This window comes from Actinoplanes sp. NPDC051470, from assembly GCF_040682035.1.
GTDB lineage: Bacteria > Actinomycetota > Actinomycetes > Mycobacteriales > Micromonosporaceae > Actinoplanes.
Window position 1 is genome coordinate 109,634 of the sequence record NZ_JBFBAA010000026.1, and the last position, 17,928, is coordinate 127,561.

Genomic DNA, 17,928 nt, shown 5'->3' on the forward strand with positions numbered 1-17,928 from the left:
CTGGCGAGAGGCGGGGCCGAAGGTGACGACGGTCAGGAGACCGGACAAAAATCCACAATGGTCAATTTGTACGACAAGGCAGCAAGATCCGCACGGTGGTGCCCTCCCCCGGCGCCGAGATCACCCCGACGGTGCCGCCATGCGCGATCACGATCGCCTCCACAATGGCCAGGCCCAGGCCCGACGAGGCGCCCCCGCCGCGGCTGCGGCTGGGATCGGCCCGGTAGAAGCGCTCGAACACATGCGCCAGGTGCTCCGGCGCGATCCCGTCGCCCTCGTCGCGTACCGCGATCGCCACCTCGCGCCCCGGCCGGTCGATCGTGACCGTGACCGGCGTGCCGGGCGCGGTGTGCTGCACCGCGTTGCCGACCAGGTTGCGCAGCACCTGCTGAATCCGCGGCCCGTCACCGTCGACGACCGCCTCGGCCACGCCGAGCCGGGTGATGGCGCGGTCGGGGCTGACCACCCGGGCGTCCTCGACCACCTCGCCGGCCAGCGCCACCACGTCGACCGGCCGGCGGTCCAGCGGCCGGTCCGAGTCGAGGTGGGCCAGCAGCGCCAGCTCGTCGACGAGGAGCCGCATCCGGCCCACCTCGGCCTGCATCCGTTCCATCGCGTGGTCGAGCTCGCCGGGTTCGCGCAGGCCGCCCTGGACGTAGAGATCGATCCAGCCGTGCATGGTGGCCAGCGGCGTACGCAGCTCATGACTGGCGTCGGCGACGAAGCTGCGGAGCCGGTCCTGGGCCCGCCGCTGCCCGTCGAAGGCCTCCTTGACCGCCGTCGCGGCCGCCACCTCCGGGCCCACGATCAGCGCCCGCCGCCACCACTTCATCCTTTCCGCCGGGTTCTTCATCGCGCCACCGCCCGCAGGCTGTAGCCGAAGCCCCGCACGGTGCAGATCAGCGACGGCCCGCCGAGGTCGGTCTTGCGGCGCAGGTTGGAGACGAACCGCTCGACCACACCGGTGTCGCCGCCGAAGTCGTACTGCCAGACGTGGTCCAGGATCTGCGCCTTGGACACCACCCGCCCGGCGTTGGCCAGCAGGTAGCGCAACAGCCGGAACTCGGTCGGCGAGAGCTCGATCGGGCGCCCGCCCCGGGTCACCAGATGCCGGGCCTCGTCCAGCTCGAGGTCACCGCAGCGCAGCACGCCCTCGGGCTGCGCCGGCGGCACACGCCGGGCCCGCCGCAGCAGCGCCTCCAGCCGCGCGGCCACCTCCACCACGTCGAACGGCTTGGTCAGGTAGTCGTCCCCGCCCAGGCGCAACCCGCGCACCCGGTCGTCCAGCTCGTCGCGGGCCGACAGGAACATCACCGGCACGTGTACGCCCTGATCACGAAGCAGATGCACCAGGTCGAAGCCGTCGGTGCCCGGCAGCATCACATCCAGCACGATCGCGTCGGGCTCACCGGCCGCGATCACGGCCAGGGCGGCCGGGACGTCGCCGACCGCCGCCACCTCGAACCCCGCGAACCGCAGCGCCGACACCAGCAGCTCCCGCAGACCCGGGTCGTCGTCCACCACCAGGATGCTGTCCATGATGGTTATTTCATCACCGGGAGCCACCACGCTCGATGTCCGGCCATGGTCAGGACCGCCGGCACGAGCGTCATCCGGATCAGGAACGCGTCCAGGAGCACGCCCACGGCGAGCGCGAACGCGATCGGTTTCAGCGTGGCGTCGCCGCCCGGCAGGAAGCTCGCGAAGACCGCGACCATGATCAGGGCGGCCGCCGCGACCACCCGCGCCGAAGCCTGGAACCCGCTGGTGACCGCACGCCGCGGATCGCCGCTCCGGACGTACTCCTCACGCATGCCGCTGACCAGGAACACCTCGTAGTCCATGGCCAGGCCGAACAGCACCGCCATCAGGATGATCGGCATGAAGCTGATCACCGGGCCGGTGCGCGGGACCCCGATCAGCTCGGCCAGCCAGCCCCACTGGAACACCGCGACCACCGCGCCCAGCGTCGCGCCGACCGACAGCAGGAAGCCCAGCGTGGCCTTGAGCGGCACCACCAGCGACCGGAACGCCACGGCCAGCAGCAGGAAGGCCAGACCGACAACGATCAAGGCGAAGGGTACGAGGGCAGCGCGCAGAAGTGCGGAGATGTCGATGCCGATCGCGGTGGCCCCGGTGACCCCCACCGAACCCCAGCCCGCCGCCTCCAGCTTTCCTACCAACTGGTTGGTAAGTACGTCCTGCGGCCCGGTCGCCGGGATCACCGACACCAGGGCGTAACGGCCGTCGGTGGAAAGCTGAGGGCGCCCGACGGCCGCCACCCCGTCCACCGCGCCGAGTCGCTCGGCGAGCTTCGCTGCCTGGTCACTGCGCCCGACCGGCGCGGCATCGCCCTCGCGACCCTGGCCGGCGTCGCCCTCGCGAGCCGGGCCGGCGTCGGCGTCCCCCTTCCGGGCCGGGCCGGCAGCACCCTCCCGGGCCGGGCCGGCAGCACCCTCCCGGGCCGGGCCGGCAGCACCCTCCCGGGTCAGGTCGGCGAGGACCAGCAGTGGGCCGTTGAAGCCCGGTCCGAAGGCGGCCGCCGTCAGGTCGTAGGCCTGCCGCTGGGTGCTGGTTACCGGCGCGGAACCGTTGTCGGTGAGGGCCAGCCGCAGGTCGGCGGCGGGCACGGCCATCACGCCGAGCAGCGCGACCACGATGAGGGTTGTGACCAGTGGGCGGCGGGTGACCAGCCGCACCCACCACGCGCCCATCGGGCGCCGGGCCGGGCGCGAGCCGCGTCCCAGACGCTGGGCCGGGAGCGTGCCGCGTCCCAGGCGGCGGGCCAGGCGCGTGCCGCGTCCCAGGCGCCGGGCCGGGAGTGTGCCGCGTCCCGGGCGCAGCCGCTCCCCCAGGAGGCCCAGCAGCGCCGGGATCAGGGTGACCGCCACCAGCACCGCGACGATCACGGCGGCCGCCGCGGCCAGGCCCATCGCGCTCAGGAACGGGATCCCGACCACGGTCAGGCCGGTCAGGGCGATGACCACGGTGAGCCCGGCGAAGACCACGGCGGCACCGGCCGTGCCGATCGCCCGGGCCACCGACTCGGCCACCGGCAGGCCCGAGGCGAGCTGTGACCGGTGCCGCGCGACGATGAACAGCGCGTAGTCGATGCCGACGGCCAGGCCGAGCATGAGGGCCATCGGCGCCGCGGTTGTCGGCAGGGCCAGCGTGCCCGCGACCGCGGTCAGGCCGGCCAGGGTCACGCCCACCCCGAGCAGCGCGGTGAGCAGCGGCAGCCCGGCCGCCACGAGCGAGCCGAAGGTGATGACCAGGACGAGCAGCGCGATCAGCAGGCCGGCGGCCTCGGTCGCGCCGCCGGACTCGCCCTCGCCGTACGCGGAGCCGCCGAACTCGACCCGCAGGCCGGCGTCGCGGGCCGGTTGGAAGGCGTCCTCCAGCGCGTCGAGGGCGGGGCGCTCCAGCTGGGCGCTCTTCACCCGGTACTGCACGTTCACCAGGGCGGTCCGGCCGTCCGCCGAGACGATCGGCGCGGCCACCGCGGCCACCAGCGGCGCGTGCCGCGCCTCGGCCAGGGACGGCTCGACGGTGAGCCGGCGGCCGGCCGGGGCCACGAGAACGACCCGGACCGAAGCGCCGGACGCGGCCGGGAACCGCTCGGCGACGGTGTCCAGGGTCCGCTGGGCGCGCGAGCCGGGAATCGAGAAGTCGTCCTGGTAGGGGCCACCGGCGGTGGCGGCGAGCGCCCCGGCCGCGACGGTGACGGCCAGCCAGATCAGCAGGACGGTTCGGCGGCGCCGGCAGGTCCAGGCGCCGAGCCGGGTCAGCAGAGTGGTCATGCGCCCATCGCAACGTCCGCACCTGACGGTCCGTGGTGCCCGGACCTGACGGTTCGCTGACTCTCTGACGCTACCGGCCCGCGCCCGCCGGCCGAGAACCGCCTGCCGACCGCGATCGCGGCCGGCGAGAAGATCCCTACGGGCGCCTCACGCAGGCCGCCGTGAGCTGATCAGCAGGTCTTCCGGTAGTCCAGCTCGGGGACGAGACGGGCCCACTCGGCCTTGCTGAGGCCGGCTCCGGTGATGGCGCAGCTGAACGCGGCCGGGTCGGCGCGGAGACGGTTCATCGGGGCCAGGTCCCACATGCCGACCACGCCGAAGGGCTCGTTGGTGCCGATGGCGAGAGTCTGCCCGTCGGGGCTGAAGGCGATGGCCCCTTCGTCGTAGTTGTGCACGCTCTCGGTCCGGGAGAGCCGGACCGGCCGGACCGACTGGGCGATGTCCCACACCGTCGACCATCGGTCCCAGTCGGCGACGAGCAGGCTCTTGGCGTCAGCACTGAAGACGACCTTGCCGACCGCCCCGGCGTGGCCGGTCATGGTCGACAACAGCTCCGGCTCGGCCGGGTTGGAGATGTCGGTCAGGACCACCGACCGGTCCTGGCTGCCGGAGGCCAGGATCTGCCCGTCGGGGCTGAACGACACCGCCGTCACCGCGCCGGCGTGCCCGGCCGTCGTGGTGCCGAGCAGCTTGGGCGCCGACGGCTTGGTGATGTCCCAGACGTTGACCTTCTTGCCCGCGCTGATCGCCACCTTCTTCCCGTCGGCGCTGAAGGCGGCGGCCGGCGACACCTGACCCGGGACGTCGACGGAGGCGATCTGGCGCAGGTTGTTGTGGTTGCTGATGTCCCACAGCAGGAACTTCTTCGTGGCCGCCATCAGCATGTACCGGCCGTCGGGACTGAGCAGCACCTCGTGCATGAACTCGGGCAGCTTCATCGAGGCGAACGGCGCCGGCTTGGCCGGATCGGTCAGGTCCTGCAGCATGATGTGTTCCTGGTCGCCGGCGACGACGGTGCGGAGATCGACGCTGAAGCTCGCCCGGGTGATCGGACGGGCGGCATGCAGCCAGAGAGTGTTCTGGTGCACCGGCTCGTCGCTGCCGGACACCTTCCAGAACACGGCGGTGCCCTCGTTGCCGGCGGTCACGACCGTCTTTCCGTCCCGCGCGTACTGCAGCGCGACCACACCGCTGTGACCCCGTACGCTGCCGCCCCGCTGCGGGCCTGCGAAATCTTCCAGGCCCCAGAGCACCGCCGTCTCCGCACCCTCCACGGTCACCAGCGTTTTCAGGTCTCGGCTGAACAGGACCGACCCGATCTGGACGCGGCCCTGGATCCGGGCGATCTCACGCTTGTCGCCGTCGGTCGCGTCCCAGACGATGGCCGTGGCATCGGCGAACCCGGCGGCCAGACGCTTGCCGTCCGGACTGAACGCGAGCGTCAGGTTGCCCTTGCTGCTGCTGGTGAAGGTGTAGAACACCGTCGGCTTCGAGATGTCTCGCATGTCCCAGACGTTGACCGTGCCGTAGTAGTCACCGACGGCGAGCAGCTCCTGGGTGGGGCTGTAGGCCATGCCGTACGAGAGGTGGTTCAACGGGATGCGGCTCCGCAGCGCCGGGTGAGCCCGGTCGGAGACGTCCCAGATGTTGGCCGTACCCATCGCGACGGCGAGGGTCTGGCCGTCGCGGTTGAACGAGATGTCGCTCGTCGGCTCGCTGCCGATGCCCTGGCGCAGCACCGAGAGGACGGCCGGCTGGGACAGGTCGGCCAGGTCGTACAGGGTCGCGTAGCCCCATTCCTCACCGGGCTGGCTGGGCTGGCTGCGGTCGCCGATGGCCAGGGTGAGCCCGTCCGGGCTGAACGCGACGGCGGCGTTGTTGCGGAACCCGCCGGCGAACACCGAGATCCGCCTTGGATGCGCCGGATCACCGATGTTCCACAGCTCGGCGCCCCCGCTGAAGATGACGGCCAGCGTCTTCCCGTTCGGGCTGAACGCCAGCTCGGCGAATTGATCCCGGCCCGCGTCGATCGTCGACAGCTTGACCCGCCGGGCCGGCTCGGCCGCGTTCCACAGGGTGACGACACCGGTCTCGGGCTGGGAGGTCGCGAGCAGGCCGTTCGGGCCGGGCACGGCGCTGAACACGTCCTCGATCGAACCGAGGTGCCGGGTGGAGGTCACCAGCCCGGCCAGGTCCCGCTTGATGTCGTCGGCCGGGTTGATCTTCTGTGCCGCGACGCCCAGCTTGAACGCCAGCCGCGAGTCGTCGTTGACGGTGGCCTTGGCCTCGTTGACCAGGCGGCGGCTGATCGCGATCTTCTGCTGGCGGGCCGCCTCGTCACCGGCCTCCTTCGCCTTCTGCTCCTGCTGGCGGGCGATCTTCTCCTGCGCGCGGGCCTGGGCGCCGGCCTCGAGGGCCAGCTTCTCCTGGTCCGCGGCGATCTGCTTCTGCCTGGCGGCCTCGTCGCCCGCCTCGCCGGCCAGCTTCTGCTGCTCCTTGGCCAGCTGTTCCTGCTCCTTGGCCCGGTCCTGCTGGCGGCGCATCTCCTTCGCCGACTCACGGGCCAGCGCGCTCTGCCGCGCGGCCAGCTGCTGCTGCCGCTTGGCCCGCGCCGCCGCCGCGTCGGCCTTCGCCAGCTGCACCTTGACGTCGCCGGAGGCCTTGTCGGCGAGCGCCTTCTGCGCCTTCGCCGCCTCCTCCTGCTTCTGGGCCTCGGCCGCCGCGCCGCGTGCCCGCGCCTCACCGTCGCGCGCCAGATCTTCCTGCCGGGTGGCCTCGTCGGCGAACCGCGCCGCGTTGCCCCGCTGCGCCGTCGCCTCCTTCTCCTGCCGCCGGGCCTCGACGGCGGACGCGTTCGCCTGGGCGGCGTTCTGCACCGCCGACATCCCGGTCACCGAGGCCAGCACGGTCAGCAGCAGCAACATCGCCACCGCGGACAGGCGCAGCCGGCCCGCGCGGCGGTGCTGGCGGACGTCCTCGCCCTCGAGATCGTCCTTGCTGACGCCGTGCATCGGGGCGGCGAGCTGGGCGATCGCGTCGCGGAAGCGGGAGTGCCGCAGGCTCAGGTGCTGGTCGTCGCGGGCCCACCGCAGGTCGAGGTAGAGCGGCTCCTCGGCGAACACCCCGCGCAGGGCCGGCGGCACTGAGGTGGAATCCGCGTCGAAGTCCTTGGCCGCCGGATCCCATCGCCAGTCGCCGTCGGTCACCACGGGCAGGATGTGGTCCAGCGGCTTGTTGGCGACCCAGTGCTCGATCTCGCGGTTCACCCAGGGTGACTGCGCCGCCTCCGGGGAGGCCATCAGCACGAAGTATTCGGATTTGTCGAGCGCCGTCTGGATGGAGGTCCACAGCGCGGGGGTCACCGAGAGCCCGGTCTGGTCCCGGAAGATCCACAGTGCCCGGCGACGGTGCCACGGCTTGGCCAGCCGATGGAGACCCCGCTGAACGGCCGGGGCAAGTCGCCCATCGGCCGCATGACTGTACGAAATGAACCCGTTGAACGACACACCAGCCCCCGCGACTGAGAACAGTATCGGCGGTGGTCGATTGTGCACGTCGCCATCCACGCCCGGCAAATTCGGCCCGCCCGATTCCCCCGTATGAAACCGGGACGGCCGACTTGCGAGGCAGCCAGGCCTTCCCGCCCGATTCCCCCGTACCTAACCGGGATGGCCGACCTGGCTGCTTGCAACACGGTCAATAGTCGGGCGCGGACCTTGGACGAAGCGTGGGAGACTCGTGTCCGGCCTTGGGGAAATCTTGAATCCCCTGGTGGACGCTGAGGACGAAAGGATGTGCAGCGGGGGTTGGCGGCGGATTTCGGGGTGCTCGGCGCGGTGGAGGCAAGGATCGACGGCCGATCCGTCGATCTGGGGCACGCCCGGCAGCGGTACGTGCTGGGCGTCCTGCTGATCGAGGCCGGTCGCCCGGTCCCGGTCGACCAGCTGATCGACCGGGTCTGGGGTGAGGACACCCCGCAGCGGGTCGCCGGCACGCTCTACAGCTACCTGTCGCGGCTCCGCGGCGCCCTCGCCGAGGCGGCCGACGTCGAGATCCAGCGCCGCCCGGGCGGGTACGTGCTGACCGCCGACCCGCAGACCGTCGACCTGCACCGGTTCCGCCGGCTGGTCACGCTGGCCCGGTCGGCCGAGTCCGACCACACCGGCGCCGACCTGCTCACCCAGGCCACCGGCCTGTGGCGGGGCGAGCCGCTGGCCGGCCTGGACACCCCGTGGTCGGACGCGACCCGGCGGATGCTGCTGGGCGAGCGGTTCGCCGCCGAACTGGACCGCAACGACGTGCTCCTGCGGCTCGGCCGGCACGGTGAGCTGCTGCCGGTGCTCGACGCCGCGGACGCCGAACACCCGCTCGACGAGCGGCTGGCCGAGCAGACCATGCTCGCCCTCTACCGGTCCGGCCGGCAGGCCGACGCCGACGCGCGGTTCCGGCGGATCCGCCGCCGGCTGGCCGACGAGCTCGGCAGCGACCCCGGCTCGGGCCTGCGCAAACTCCATGAGCGGATCATCGCCGCCGACCCCACGCTGATCCTGGCGGCGAGCGACGTGCGGCCCCCGGCGGCGCCACCGGCCGCCGCCTCGTCGGTCCCGGCGCAACTGCCGGCCGACGTCCGCGCCTTCACCGGGCGTACCGGCGAACTGGCCGCCCTCGACCGCCTGCTCGCGCCCGCCGGCGGCGACGAGCCACCGCTGGCCGTGGCGCTCCTCGCCGGCACCCCCGGCGTCGGCAAGTCCGCGCTGGCCGTCCGCTGGGCCCACCGGGTCCGCGAGGCGTTCCCGGACGGGCAGCTCTACGTGAACCTCCGCGGCTACGACGCCGAGCAGCCCCTGGCCGCGACCGACGCGCTGGCCGGGTTCCTGAGCGCGCTGGGTGTGCACGGGCCCGAGATCCCGCCGGGCGTCGAGGAGCGGGCCGGCCGCTACCGGTCCGAGCTGACCGGCCGGCGGATGCTCGTGCTGCTCGACAACGCGTCGTCGGTGGAGCAGGTGCGGCCGCTGCTGCCCGGCACCGGGTCGTGCCTGGTGCTGATCACCAGCCGTGACTCGCTGCCCGGCCTGGTGGCGGTGCACGGCGCCGAGCGGGTCAACCTCGACCTGCTGCCGCCGCCGGACGCCCTCGGCCTGCTGCGCCGCCTGATCGGCGCGCGGGTGGATGAGGAGCAGGCCGCGGCGAACGACCTGGCCGCCGCGTGCTCCCGGTTGCCGCTGGCCTTGCGGATCGCCGCCGAGCTGGCCGCCGACCGCGCCGACGTCCCGCTCGCCGACCTGGTCGCCGAGCTGGGCGACCACCAGGACCGGCTGGACATGTTGGACGCGGGCGACCCGCGGGCCGAGGTGCGGGCGGTCTTCTCCTGGTCGTACCAGAACCTGCCGGGCGGCGCGGCGCGGATGTTCCGGCTGCTCGGCCTGCACCCGGGCGCCGGGGCGCACATCGACGCGGTCGCGGCGCTGGCCGGGACGACCGTGGGCGAGGCGCGGCGGCTGCTCGGTGTGCTGGTCCGGGCCAGCCTGGTGCAGGCCGGAGCGGGCAGCCGCTATGCCATGCACGACCTGCTCCGGGCGTACGCGTCGGAACTGGCCGAGACCCACGACCCGGCGCCGGAACGCGAAGCGGCCGTGGCCCGCCTGTTCGACCACTACCTGGCGGGTTCCGAGGCGGCGATGAGCGCGCTCCACCCAGACGACGGCTCGGCCGCGGGCGACACCGACGCGGCCCGCCGCTGGATCGAGGCGGAACGACCCAACCTGGCCGCGATCTGCGTGTACGGGGCGGCCCACGGCTGGCACCGGCACACCGTCGCGCTGGCCGGGACGCTGTTCCGCTACCTCGACGCCGGCGGCCCGGTGGCCGAGGCGGTGACCGTCACGGCGTCCGCGGTCAGCGCCGCCCGCTCCGCCGGCGACCGGCTGGCCCAGGCTCGCGCGTTGTCCAACCTGGGCCGGCTGCACCGCCGGCAGGGCCACCTGGATCGGGCCGCCGAGACCTACCGGCAGGCCCTGACCCTGTACGCCGACCTCGGCGAGCACGCCGCCCAGGCGGTCGCGCTGCGCAACCTGGGCAGCGTGCATTGGCGGCTGGGCGACTACCGGCAGGCCGCCGACCGCTACCAGCAGGCCCGCGACCTGTACAGCCGGGTCGACGACGAGGCCGGCGAGGCGGACGCGCTGGTGCGGCTCGGTCTGGTCGACGACCGGCTCGGCGACCACGAGAGCGCGGCCGAGCGCCTGCGGCGGGCGTGTGAGATCTACGAGCGGCTCGGCGACGGATTCAGCGAGACGTACGTGCTCTCGCTGCTGGCCCGGCTGCCCGACCACAAGGACCCGCTGGAGCCGATCGCCGAACGGCTCGAGCAGAGCCTGGCCGCGTTCCGGCGGGCCGGTGACCGCACCGCCGAGGCGTACGTCCGCACCGACCTGGCCGCGATCCTGGTGCTGACCGGCCGGCTCGCCGACGCCGCCGGTCACCTGCGGGAGGCCGTGGTGCTGCACCGGCGGATCGGCGACCGGGCCAGCGAGGCCGAGGCGCTCAACGACCTCGGCCAGGTGCTGCGGGCCACCGGCGACACGGCCGGTTCCCGTGACCGGCACGACGAGGCGCTGGCCCTGGCCGAGGAGAGCGGCGACCGGTACGAGCAGGCGCGCGCCCACCAGGGCACGGGCGCCGCCGACCGGGCCGCGCGCATCTTCGCCGAGCTCGCGGTGCCGCCCGCGCCGGGGCTGCCGGTGGTCAGTCTCGCCGCACCCCGTCCAGCCACAGGACGGTGACCGGGCGGCCGCGGCGGCGGGCGTACGCGACGACATCGGCCGTGCCGCCCACGCCGCGGGCCGGGCAGCCGTCCCAGACCGCGAAGAGATGGTCGCAGGCATCGACCATGGCCTGGCCGGCGGCCAGGTAGGCCTGCTCGGACGGCTCGGCGTAGGGCATCGTGACCACCGAGCCGGCCGACCGGCGCAGCTGCTCGAACCGCGCCCGGCTGCCGTCGGAATAGCCCTCGCAAGGCAGCACCACATGCAGCGTGCCGGCGGCCGACAGCACGTGTTCGGCGAACAGCTGGTCGGCGCCGTCGGCGAGGTTGGAGACACCGTGCAGCCGGCTGCCGGTGGGCAGCTCGCGGCGCCAGCGGTCGGCCGCGAACTCGGCGATCCGCGGCGGCAGAACCCGATGACCGGTGACACCGAATCGCACCTGTGGCCCCCGTACCTGATGTGGAGTCCTTGACGATACGGGCTCCGGCCCTTTCCGGTGGGGCACACCTTTCTGGCTTGCCCGTGCAACCCTGCGGGCCGGTGCGACCGTTACACCTCCGTCAGGAGGGGGGAGCCGTTTGAAGGCCGAGGACGAGGATGCGTTCCGCGAGTTCGTGACGTCCCAGATGACGTCGCTGCGAAAGCTGGCCTACATCACCTGCGGGGACTGGCACGCGGCGGAGGACGCCGTGGCCAACGCGCTGGTCAAGCTTTATCCGCGCTGGCCTCGGCGGCATCAACACGGCCCGGGGCGGCGACTACGGCGGCGCCACCTACGCCGCCTCCGCTCCCGCCACCACCGGCCTGACCAAGCCGTGGACCCGGATCCGCGGCGGTCTCAGCATCATGGTCATCCCGAGCCGGAACGCGAACGGCCGACCGGGCCCTGCGGCCCTAGGCCGGGCCGGGCATCACGTAGGTTCGTCACCATCGGGCGCCAGGAGGGGCCCGGTGGTCCGGTGGTGAGGAGGACGTCGTGGAAGCGGTCAGCAGGCCGGCCGGCACCCGCCGCCGGGGCGCGGCCCTGGAGGAGGTCATCCTCGAGGCGGCCTGGGCCGAGCTCACCGAGGTCGGGTTCGACCAGATGACCATCACCGGCGTGGCGGCCCGGGCGCAGACCGGCAAGCAGGTCCTCTACCGGCGCTGGCCGAACCGGGCCCATCTCGCGGTCGCCGCCGTGAACCATCACGCTGGGGCGCCGCTGACCGCTCCGCCGGACACCGGTTCGCTGCGCGGCGACATGCTCGCGCTGCTCGACGCGGCGGTGCGGCGGATGAGCAGCGTCGACCCGGCCCTGATCCGCAGCATCCTGGCCGCGCTGCTGGCCGAGGACGGCACGTTCACCGGGACCATGCGGTCGCAGGTGGCGGTGCTGCTGGAGCGGGCGGTGGCCCGGGGCGAGCTGGCCCACGCGCGGGTTCCGGACCGGGTGCTGTCGGTGCCGGCGGTCCTGGCGCGTCACGAGTTCACTCTGCTGGCCGGTTCGGAGAGCGAGCTGGAGGCGCTGCACGAGCCGCTGGTCGAGATCGTCGACCAGGTGTTCCTGCCGCTCGTGTCGGCGTACTCACAGAAGCCTCCGCCTTAAGAGACTTGCGTCTCTTACGGCGCGCACCTACCTTGATAAGAGACGAACGTCCCTTATCCGGGAGATGACCGTGGCTGAGCAGCCCAAGCACGACCAAACCTTGACGCGTACGGCCGTCGCCGTGATCGCCGGCGCGCTGGCGATGTTGTTCGACACCACCATCGTCAGCGTCGCCCTCCGCACGCTGGCCGAGGACCTGCACGCCTCGGTCGCCACGATCCAGTGGGTCAGCACGGCGTTCCTGCTGGCCCTCGGCGTGACCATCCCGCTGGTCAGCTGGGCGCAGAGCCGGCTCGGCGGCAAGCGGCTGTGGATCCTCGCCCAGAGCGTCTTCCTGATCGCGTCGGTGCTGTGCGGCCTGGCCTGGAACGTCGAGAGCCTGATCGCCTTCCGGGCCCTGCAGGGCGTCGGCGGCGGCATCATGCTGCCGCTGATGATGACCCTGGTCGTCCGGGCCGCCCAGGGCCGCAGCCTGGGCCGGGTGATGTCGACCATGAGCCTGCCGGCCGTGATCGGCCCGATCCTCGGCCCGGTCGTGGGCGGCCTCATCCTGAACTCGCTGGACTGGCGCTGGATGTTCTGGATCAACATCCCGCTCTGCCTGATCGGCATCGTCACGGCCGCCCTGCTGCTGCCCGCCGACGAGCCGGCCCGCCGCGTGCGGCTCGACGTCGCCGGCCTGCTGCTGGTCTCCCCGGCGGTCGTCGGCCTGCTGTTCGGCCTGTCCAACGCCGGCCGGGACGGCGGCTTCGCCCGGGCCGACGTGCTGATCCCGCTGCTGGCCGGGGCCGCGCTGCTCGCCGCCTTCGCGCTCTGGGCGGTACGGAAGAAGGACGACGCGCTGATCGACGTCCGGCTGCTGCGGCACCGGCCGCTGGCCACCGCGTCGACCCTGATGTTCCTCTCCGGCTTCGCCCTCTACGGCGCCATGCTCCTGCTGCCGCTCTACTGGCAGGAGGTACGCGGCCGGGAGGTGCTCGAGGCCGGTCTGCTGCTCGCGCCGCAGGGCATCGGTTCCCTGCTCAGCCGTTCGATCGCCGGCCGCCTGGTCGACCGGATCGGCGCCCGGGCCGTCTCGGTCGCCGGCTTCCTGGTCGTCACGGTCGCCACCGTGCCGTTCGCGTTCGCCGGGACGAACACCAACCAGTGGCTCCTCATGGCCGCGCTGGTGGTGCGGGGCGCGGGGCTGGGCGCCGCGACCATCCCGCCGATGACGGTGGCCTTCATGGGCATCGAACGCCCGGACGTCCCGCACGCCAGCGTCATCACCCGCATCGCCACCCAGGTCGGCGGCTCGTTCGGCGTCGCGGTGCTGGGCGTCATCCTGCACGCGACGACCACCGGCGCCCGCTCCGGCGCCGACCTCGCGGCCGGCTTCGACCGGGCGTTCTGGTGGGCGGTCGGACTCGCCGCGGCCGGCGCCGCCCTCTCGCTGATGCTGCCCGCGCGGCAGCCGGCCGTGCCGGCCCCGGCGACCGCGAAGGAACCCGTGGCGGCCTGACGTTACCGGCCGGTTTCAGCTATGGTCATCGATGAGAGCTTTATGAAACGATTCACAGCGGAGGCCTGATGAAAAGGCGAGCGTTGATCGCGCTGGTTGTGGTCGCCCTGTCGGTCCCGGGCAGCACTCCCGCCTACGCGGCGGCGAATGTCACCGGGCTGACCGTCGAGCACCAGACCACTCCGCTGGGCATCGACGTCGCCCGACCGCGCCTCGGCTGGATCCTTTCAACCGGCCAGTCCGCGTACGAGATCGAGGTCTCGACCACCCCGGACGGCCCGGCCGACGTCTGGGACAGCGGCCGGGTCGACTCGGCCACGTCCTTCGACATCGCGTACGCCGGCCCCGCGCTCGCCTCGCGTACCCGCTACTTCTGGCGGGTCCGGGTCTGGCCGGGCGCCGGCCCGGCCTCCGCCTGGAGCCGGCGGGCCTGGTTCGAGACCGCCTTCCTGCGCCCGGCCCAGTTCCGCGGCGACTGGATCGGCGCCCGCCGGGCCGCCCCCGAGTTGTCCCTCACCGGGGCGAGCTGGATCTGGCACCCCGACGGCGATCCGGCCAACTCGGTCCCGGCCGGCATGCGCTACTTCCGGCGTACGTTCGACCTCCCGGCCACCGGGCCGGCCGAGCTCCAGGTCACCGCCGACGACGCGTACACCCTGTATGTGAACGGCCGGGAGATGTCCCGCTCCCCGGCCGCCGCCGACACGTGGCGGACGGCGTCGGTCCTCGACATCTCGTCCGCGCTGCGGCCGGGCGCCAACACCATCGCCGTCGAGGCGGTCAACACCAACGCCGGCCCGGCCGGGCTGCTGGCCAAGCTCCGGGTGAACGGCGCCGACCTGGTGACCGACGCTTCCTGGAAGACGGCCGACGCCGCGGGCCCGGGCTGGGAGCAGCCCGGCTTCGACGACTCGGCCTGGCCCGGCGCCCGGGTCGCCGCCGCCTACGGCAGCGGGCCCTGGGGCGGTTCCGTCTCGGCTCCCGCGCCGCCGGAAACGCTGCTGCGCAACGATTTCGCCGTCGCCAAGCCGGTCGCCTCGGCCCGCGCCTACGTCTCCGGCCTCGGCTACAACAAGCTCTACCTCAACGGCCGGCGGATCGGCGATCACGAGCTCGACCCCGGCTTCACGGTCTACGACAAGACCGTTCTCTACAGCGTGTACGACGTCACCGACGCGCTGCGCGCCGGCGCCAACGCGATCGGGGTGAGTTTGGGCCGGGGCTTCCACTCGATGACCAACCCGGACGAGTGGAAGGCGTCGGCCTGGTGGGGCGAGCCGAAGCTCAAGCTGGAGCTGGACATCACGTACCGGGACGGGACCAGCCGCCGGGTGCTCAGCGACGACGGCTGGCGGGTGGCCGAGGGCCCGACCCGCTCGGAGTCGCTGTGGTTCGGCGAGACCTACGACGCCCGCCTGGAACAGCCCGGCTGGAACCGGCCCGGCTTCGACGCGTCCCGCTGGCAGCCGGCCGTCACGGTCGACGCCCCCGGCGGAACCCTGCGGTGGCAGGCCTTCCCGGCGATCAAGGTGACCGAGAACCTGCCGGTGGCGGCCACCACGTCGCCGGCGGCGGGCTCGCACGTGTACGACTTCGGCCGCACGACGGCCGGGTGGGCGCGGGTCGGCGTGCGTGGCCCGGCCGGGAGCACCGTGCGGATCGTGTACGGCGAGAAGCTGCTTCCGGACGGCACCGTGGACAATATCGGCGGGTTCGGGACGCGGTTGCAGTCGTACGCGTACACGCTCAAGGGTGATGGCGTCGAGAGCTACCAGCCCAGCTACAGCTACGCCGGCTTCCGCTACGCCCAGATCGACACGCCGCCCGGGGTGACCCTGGAATCGGTCCGGGGCCTGCGCGTGCACACGGCCGTGGCGTCCACCGGCGGCTTCACCAGCTCGAGCGACCTGCTCAACCGCTACCAGGACGCCCAGCGCGACACGGTCCTGAACAACCTGCACTCGATACCGACCGACACCCCGATGTACGAGAAGCGGCCGTACACTGCGGACGGCCACCTCTACGCCGACTCGGCGATCGCCAACTTCGACATGCGCGACTTCTACGCGAACTGGATGCGGTCGCACCGCGACGACCAGAACCCGGACGGGTCGCTCGGCGTCACCGAGCCGACCACCGAGTCGGGCCGGGCCGTCAAGGATCCCATCTGGTCGGCCAGCCTCGTCCTGGTCACCTGGGACCTCTTCCGCTACTACGGCGACCGGCGGGCGGTGGCCGAGAACTACGACAGCATGAAGGCCTGGCTCGGCTACTTCGAACGAGCCATCTCCACGACCGGCCACATCTACACCGGCTTCAGCTATGGCGACTGGCTCTCGCCCGGCAACGCGTTCGCACCGGAGGGGACGCGGCTGGCCGGCACCGCGTACCTCCATCTCACCGCTTCTCATCTCGCCGAGATGGCGCGAGCCCTCGGTCACGACGCCGACGCCGCCCACTTCACCGCGCTGGCCGCGACCATCGCGGACGCGTTCAACGCCGAGTTCCTCGACCGATCGGCGGGCGCCTACTTCGACAACCGGGACGCGGGCTACCGGCAGACCTCGAACCTGCTGCCGCTGAGCCTCGGCATCGTCCCGGCGGCCGACCGCGAGCGGGTCGTCGCCAACCTGGTCGCCGACATCCGGCAGCGGGGCGGGCATCTGAACACCGGCGCGCTCGGCACGAAGATCCTGCTGCCGGTGCTCACCGACGCCGGTCAGGCCGAGCTGGCCTACCAGGTGGCCACCAACCCGACGTATCCCGGCTGGGGGTACTGGTTCGAGGAACTCGGCGCCACCACGATGTGGGAGGAGTGGAACGCCAGCTCGCGCTCGCACGACCACGCCTTCCTCGGCACCGTCGACGACTGGCTCTACCAGCGGGTGGCCGGCATCGAACCGGCCGCGCCCGGCTACACGGCGGTGGTCATCAAGCCGCACCCGGTGGGCGACCTGCGCCACGCCTCGGCCCACGTCGGCTCTCCGCTCGGCCAGGTGAGGTCACAGTGGACCCGCACGGCGGACCGCTTCACCCTCCGGGCCGACGTGCCGGTCGGCGCCACGGCCACGATCTTCGTCCCGGCGCCGGACCGCCGGGCGGTGACCGCCCCGGCCGGCGCTCGCTTCACCGGCATGCGGGACGGCTACGCCCGCTTCACCACCGGATCGGGTTCGTTCGCGTTCAGCGCCACTCGCTGAAGGTCAATATCGCCCAGGCGCCATATGTGTTTCGAGATGTATGCCGTCTTGTTACCGGCGAGTATGTTCTGGCTCACAGATTGACAACAGTCGATCACCCTTTGCAATCGAAGGAGAGTCAGGCGTGCACACCTCCACCCGTCTCCGTCGCTGGCTGGCAACCTCGGCCACCGCCCTCGCCCTGGTCGCCGGCTCGATCGCCGGCGCCGCCCCCGCATCCGCCGCGAGCCCGTACGAGCGGGGCCCGGCGCCGACCAGCGCGATCCTCGAAGCGTCCCGCGGGCCGTTCGCGGTCGCCCAGGTCACCGTCCCGGCCCAGGCCACGTTCGGCGGGGGTGTCATCTACTACCCGACCGACACCAGCCAGGGCACGTTCGGCGCGGTGGCCATCTCCCCCGGCTTCACCGCCCGCTGGTCCAGCCTCTCCTGGCTCGGGCCGCGCATCGCCTCGCACGGCTTCGTCGTGATCGGCATCGAGACGCTGTCCACCCTCGACCAGCCCGCCGCCCGGGGCCGCCAGTTGCTGGCCGCCCTCGACTACCTGACCGCGAGCAGCTCCGTGCGTACCCGGATCGACGCGTCGCGCCTGGCCGTCGCCGGGCACTCGATGGGCGGCGGCGGAAGCCTGGAGGCCGCCCGCACCCGGCCGTCGCTGCAGGCCGCGGTGCCGCTCGCCCCGTGGCACACCACCAAGAGCTGGAGCAGCGTACGGGTGCCGACCGCGATCATCGGCGGCGAGTCGGACACCACGGCGCCGCCGGCCAGCCACGCGATCCCGTTCTACACCAGCCTTCCGGCCGCGACCGAGAAGTCGTACCTGGAACTCAACAACGCCGGCCACTCGTTCCCGAACAGCGTCAACACCCCGACCGCCAAGCACACGGTGTCCTGGCTCAAGCGATTCGTCGACGACGACACCCGCTACGAGCAGTTCCTCTGCCCCGGCCCCTCGGGCGCCGCGATCGACGAGTACCGCAGCACCTGTCCCCTGGTCTGACGACCCCCGCCGGCCCGGTCCGCCCCGGGCCGGCGACGGTCTGCTCGCCCCCCCCGTCGCCGGCGAGCGATCTGATCGACG

The 17,928-nt window shown here is 72.7% G+C and carries 10 protein-coding genes; 5 read left to right on the forward strand and 5 right to left on the reverse strand.

Annotation, left to right across the window (positions count from 1 at the left end):
- Positions 1 to 61: 61 nt before the first annotated feature.
- The 4 genes from AB0M54_RS35185 to AB0M54_RS35200 all read right to left on the reverse strand — a co-directional run bounded on the left by AB0M54_RS35185 (position 62) and on the right by AB0M54_RS35200 (position 7,366).
- Complete coding sequence (locus AB0M54_RS35185) at positions 62 to 853, reverse strand: ATP-binding protein (protein WP_364476121.1); 792 nt, start codon at positions 851 to 853, stop codon at positions 62 to 64.
- Positions 850 to 1,539, reverse strand: coding sequence for a response regulator transcription factor (locus AB0M54_RS35190; protein WP_364330061.1), 690 nt, complete (start codon positions 1,537 to 1,539; stop codon positions 850 to 852). Before AB0M54_RS35190 ends, AB0M54_RS35185 begins: the two co-directional genes overlap by 4 nt.
- A 5-nt stretch (positions 1,540 to 1,544) precedes the next feature.
- Positions 1,545 to 3,800, reverse strand: a complete 2,256-nt coding sequence (locus tag AB0M54_RS35195; RefSeq protein ID WP_364476123.1) for an MMPL family transporter — start codon at positions 3,798 to 3,800, stop codon at positions 1,545 to 1,547.
- A gap of 170 nt (positions 3,801 to 3,970) precedes the next feature.
- Complete coding sequence (locus AB0M54_RS35200; RefSeq protein ID WP_364476125.1) at positions 3,971 to 7,366, reverse strand: TIR domain-containing protein; 3,396 nt, start codon at positions 7,364 to 7,366, stop codon at positions 3,971 to 3,973.
- A 228-nt stretch (positions 7,367 to 7,594) separates the two neighbouring features.
- Between AB0M54_RS35200 and AB0M54_RS35205 the strand changes: the two genes are divergently transcribed.
- Positions 7,595 to 10,582, forward strand: a complete 2,988-nt coding sequence (locus tag AB0M54_RS35205) for a BTAD domain-containing putative transcriptional regulator (RefSeq protein ID WP_364330070.1) — start codon at positions 7,595 to 7,597, stop codon at positions 10,580 to 10,582.
- Here the strand turns inward: AB0M54_RS35205 and AB0M54_RS35210 are convergent.
- A complete protein-coding gene (locus tag AB0M54_RS35210; RefSeq protein ID WP_364330073.1) occupies positions 10,545 to 11,003 on the reverse strand; it encodes a hypothetical protein in 459 nt (152 codons plus the stop codon). The two genes, AB0M54_RS35205 and AB0M54_RS35210, sit on opposite strands and share 38 nt — an antisense overlap.
- A 537-nt stretch (positions 11,004 to 11,540) precedes the next feature.
- Between AB0M54_RS35210 and AB0M54_RS35215 the strand changes: the two genes are divergently transcribed.
- The 4 genes from AB0M54_RS35215 to AB0M54_RS35230 all read left to right on the forward strand — a co-directional run bounded on the left by AB0M54_RS35215 (position 11,541) and on the right by AB0M54_RS35230 (position 17,847).
- A complete protein-coding gene (locus tag AB0M54_RS35215; RefSeq protein ID WP_364330079.1) occupies positions 11,541 to 12,149 on the forward strand; it encodes a TetR/AcrR family transcriptional regulator in 609 nt (202 codons plus the stop codon).
- Positions 12,150 to 12,219: 70 nt separating this feature from the next.
- Positions 12,220 to 13,650, forward strand: a complete 1,431-nt coding sequence (locus AB0M54_RS35220; protein WP_364476127.1) for an MDR family MFS transporter — start codon at positions 12,220 to 12,222, stop codon at positions 13,648 to 13,650.
- A 68-nt stretch (positions 13,651 to 13,718) separates the two neighbouring features.
- A complete protein-coding gene (locus tag AB0M54_RS35225) occupies positions 13,719 to 16,850 on the forward strand; it encodes a family 78 glycoside hydrolase catalytic domain (RefSeq protein ID WP_364476129.1) in 3,132 nt (1,043 codons plus the stop codon).
- A gap of 154 nt (positions 16,851 to 17,004) precedes the next feature.
- The gene (locus AB0M54_RS35230) at positions 17,005 to 17,847 is read left to right on the forward strand and encodes a dienelactone hydrolase family protein (RefSeq protein ID WP_364476154.1); all 843 of its coding nucleotides are present in this window, start codon (positions 17,005 to 17,007) and stop codon (positions 17,845 to 17,847) included.
- Positions 17,848 to 17,928: the final 81 nt, after the last annotated feature.

What these genes read in the sequence shown, in the direction of transcription:
- AB0M54_RS35190 (WP_364330061.1), bottom strand. Translation starts at nt 1,539, where the DNA reads ATGGACAGCATCCTGGTGGTGGACGACGACCCGGGTCTGCGGGAGCTG.
- AB0M54_RS35195 (WP_364476123.1), bottom strand. Translation starts at nt 3,800, where the DNA reads ATGACCACTCTGCTGACCCGGCTCGGCGCCTGGACCTGCCGGCGCCGC.
- AB0M54_RS35185 (WP_364476121.1), bottom strand. Translation starts at nt 853, where the DNA reads ATGAAGAACCCGGCGGAAAGGATGAAGTGGTGGCGGCGGGCGCTGATC.
- AB0M54_RS35225 (WP_364476129.1), top strand. Translation starts at nt 13,719, where the DNA reads ATGAAAAGGCGAGCGTTGATCGCGCTGGTTGTGGTCGCCCTGTCGGTC.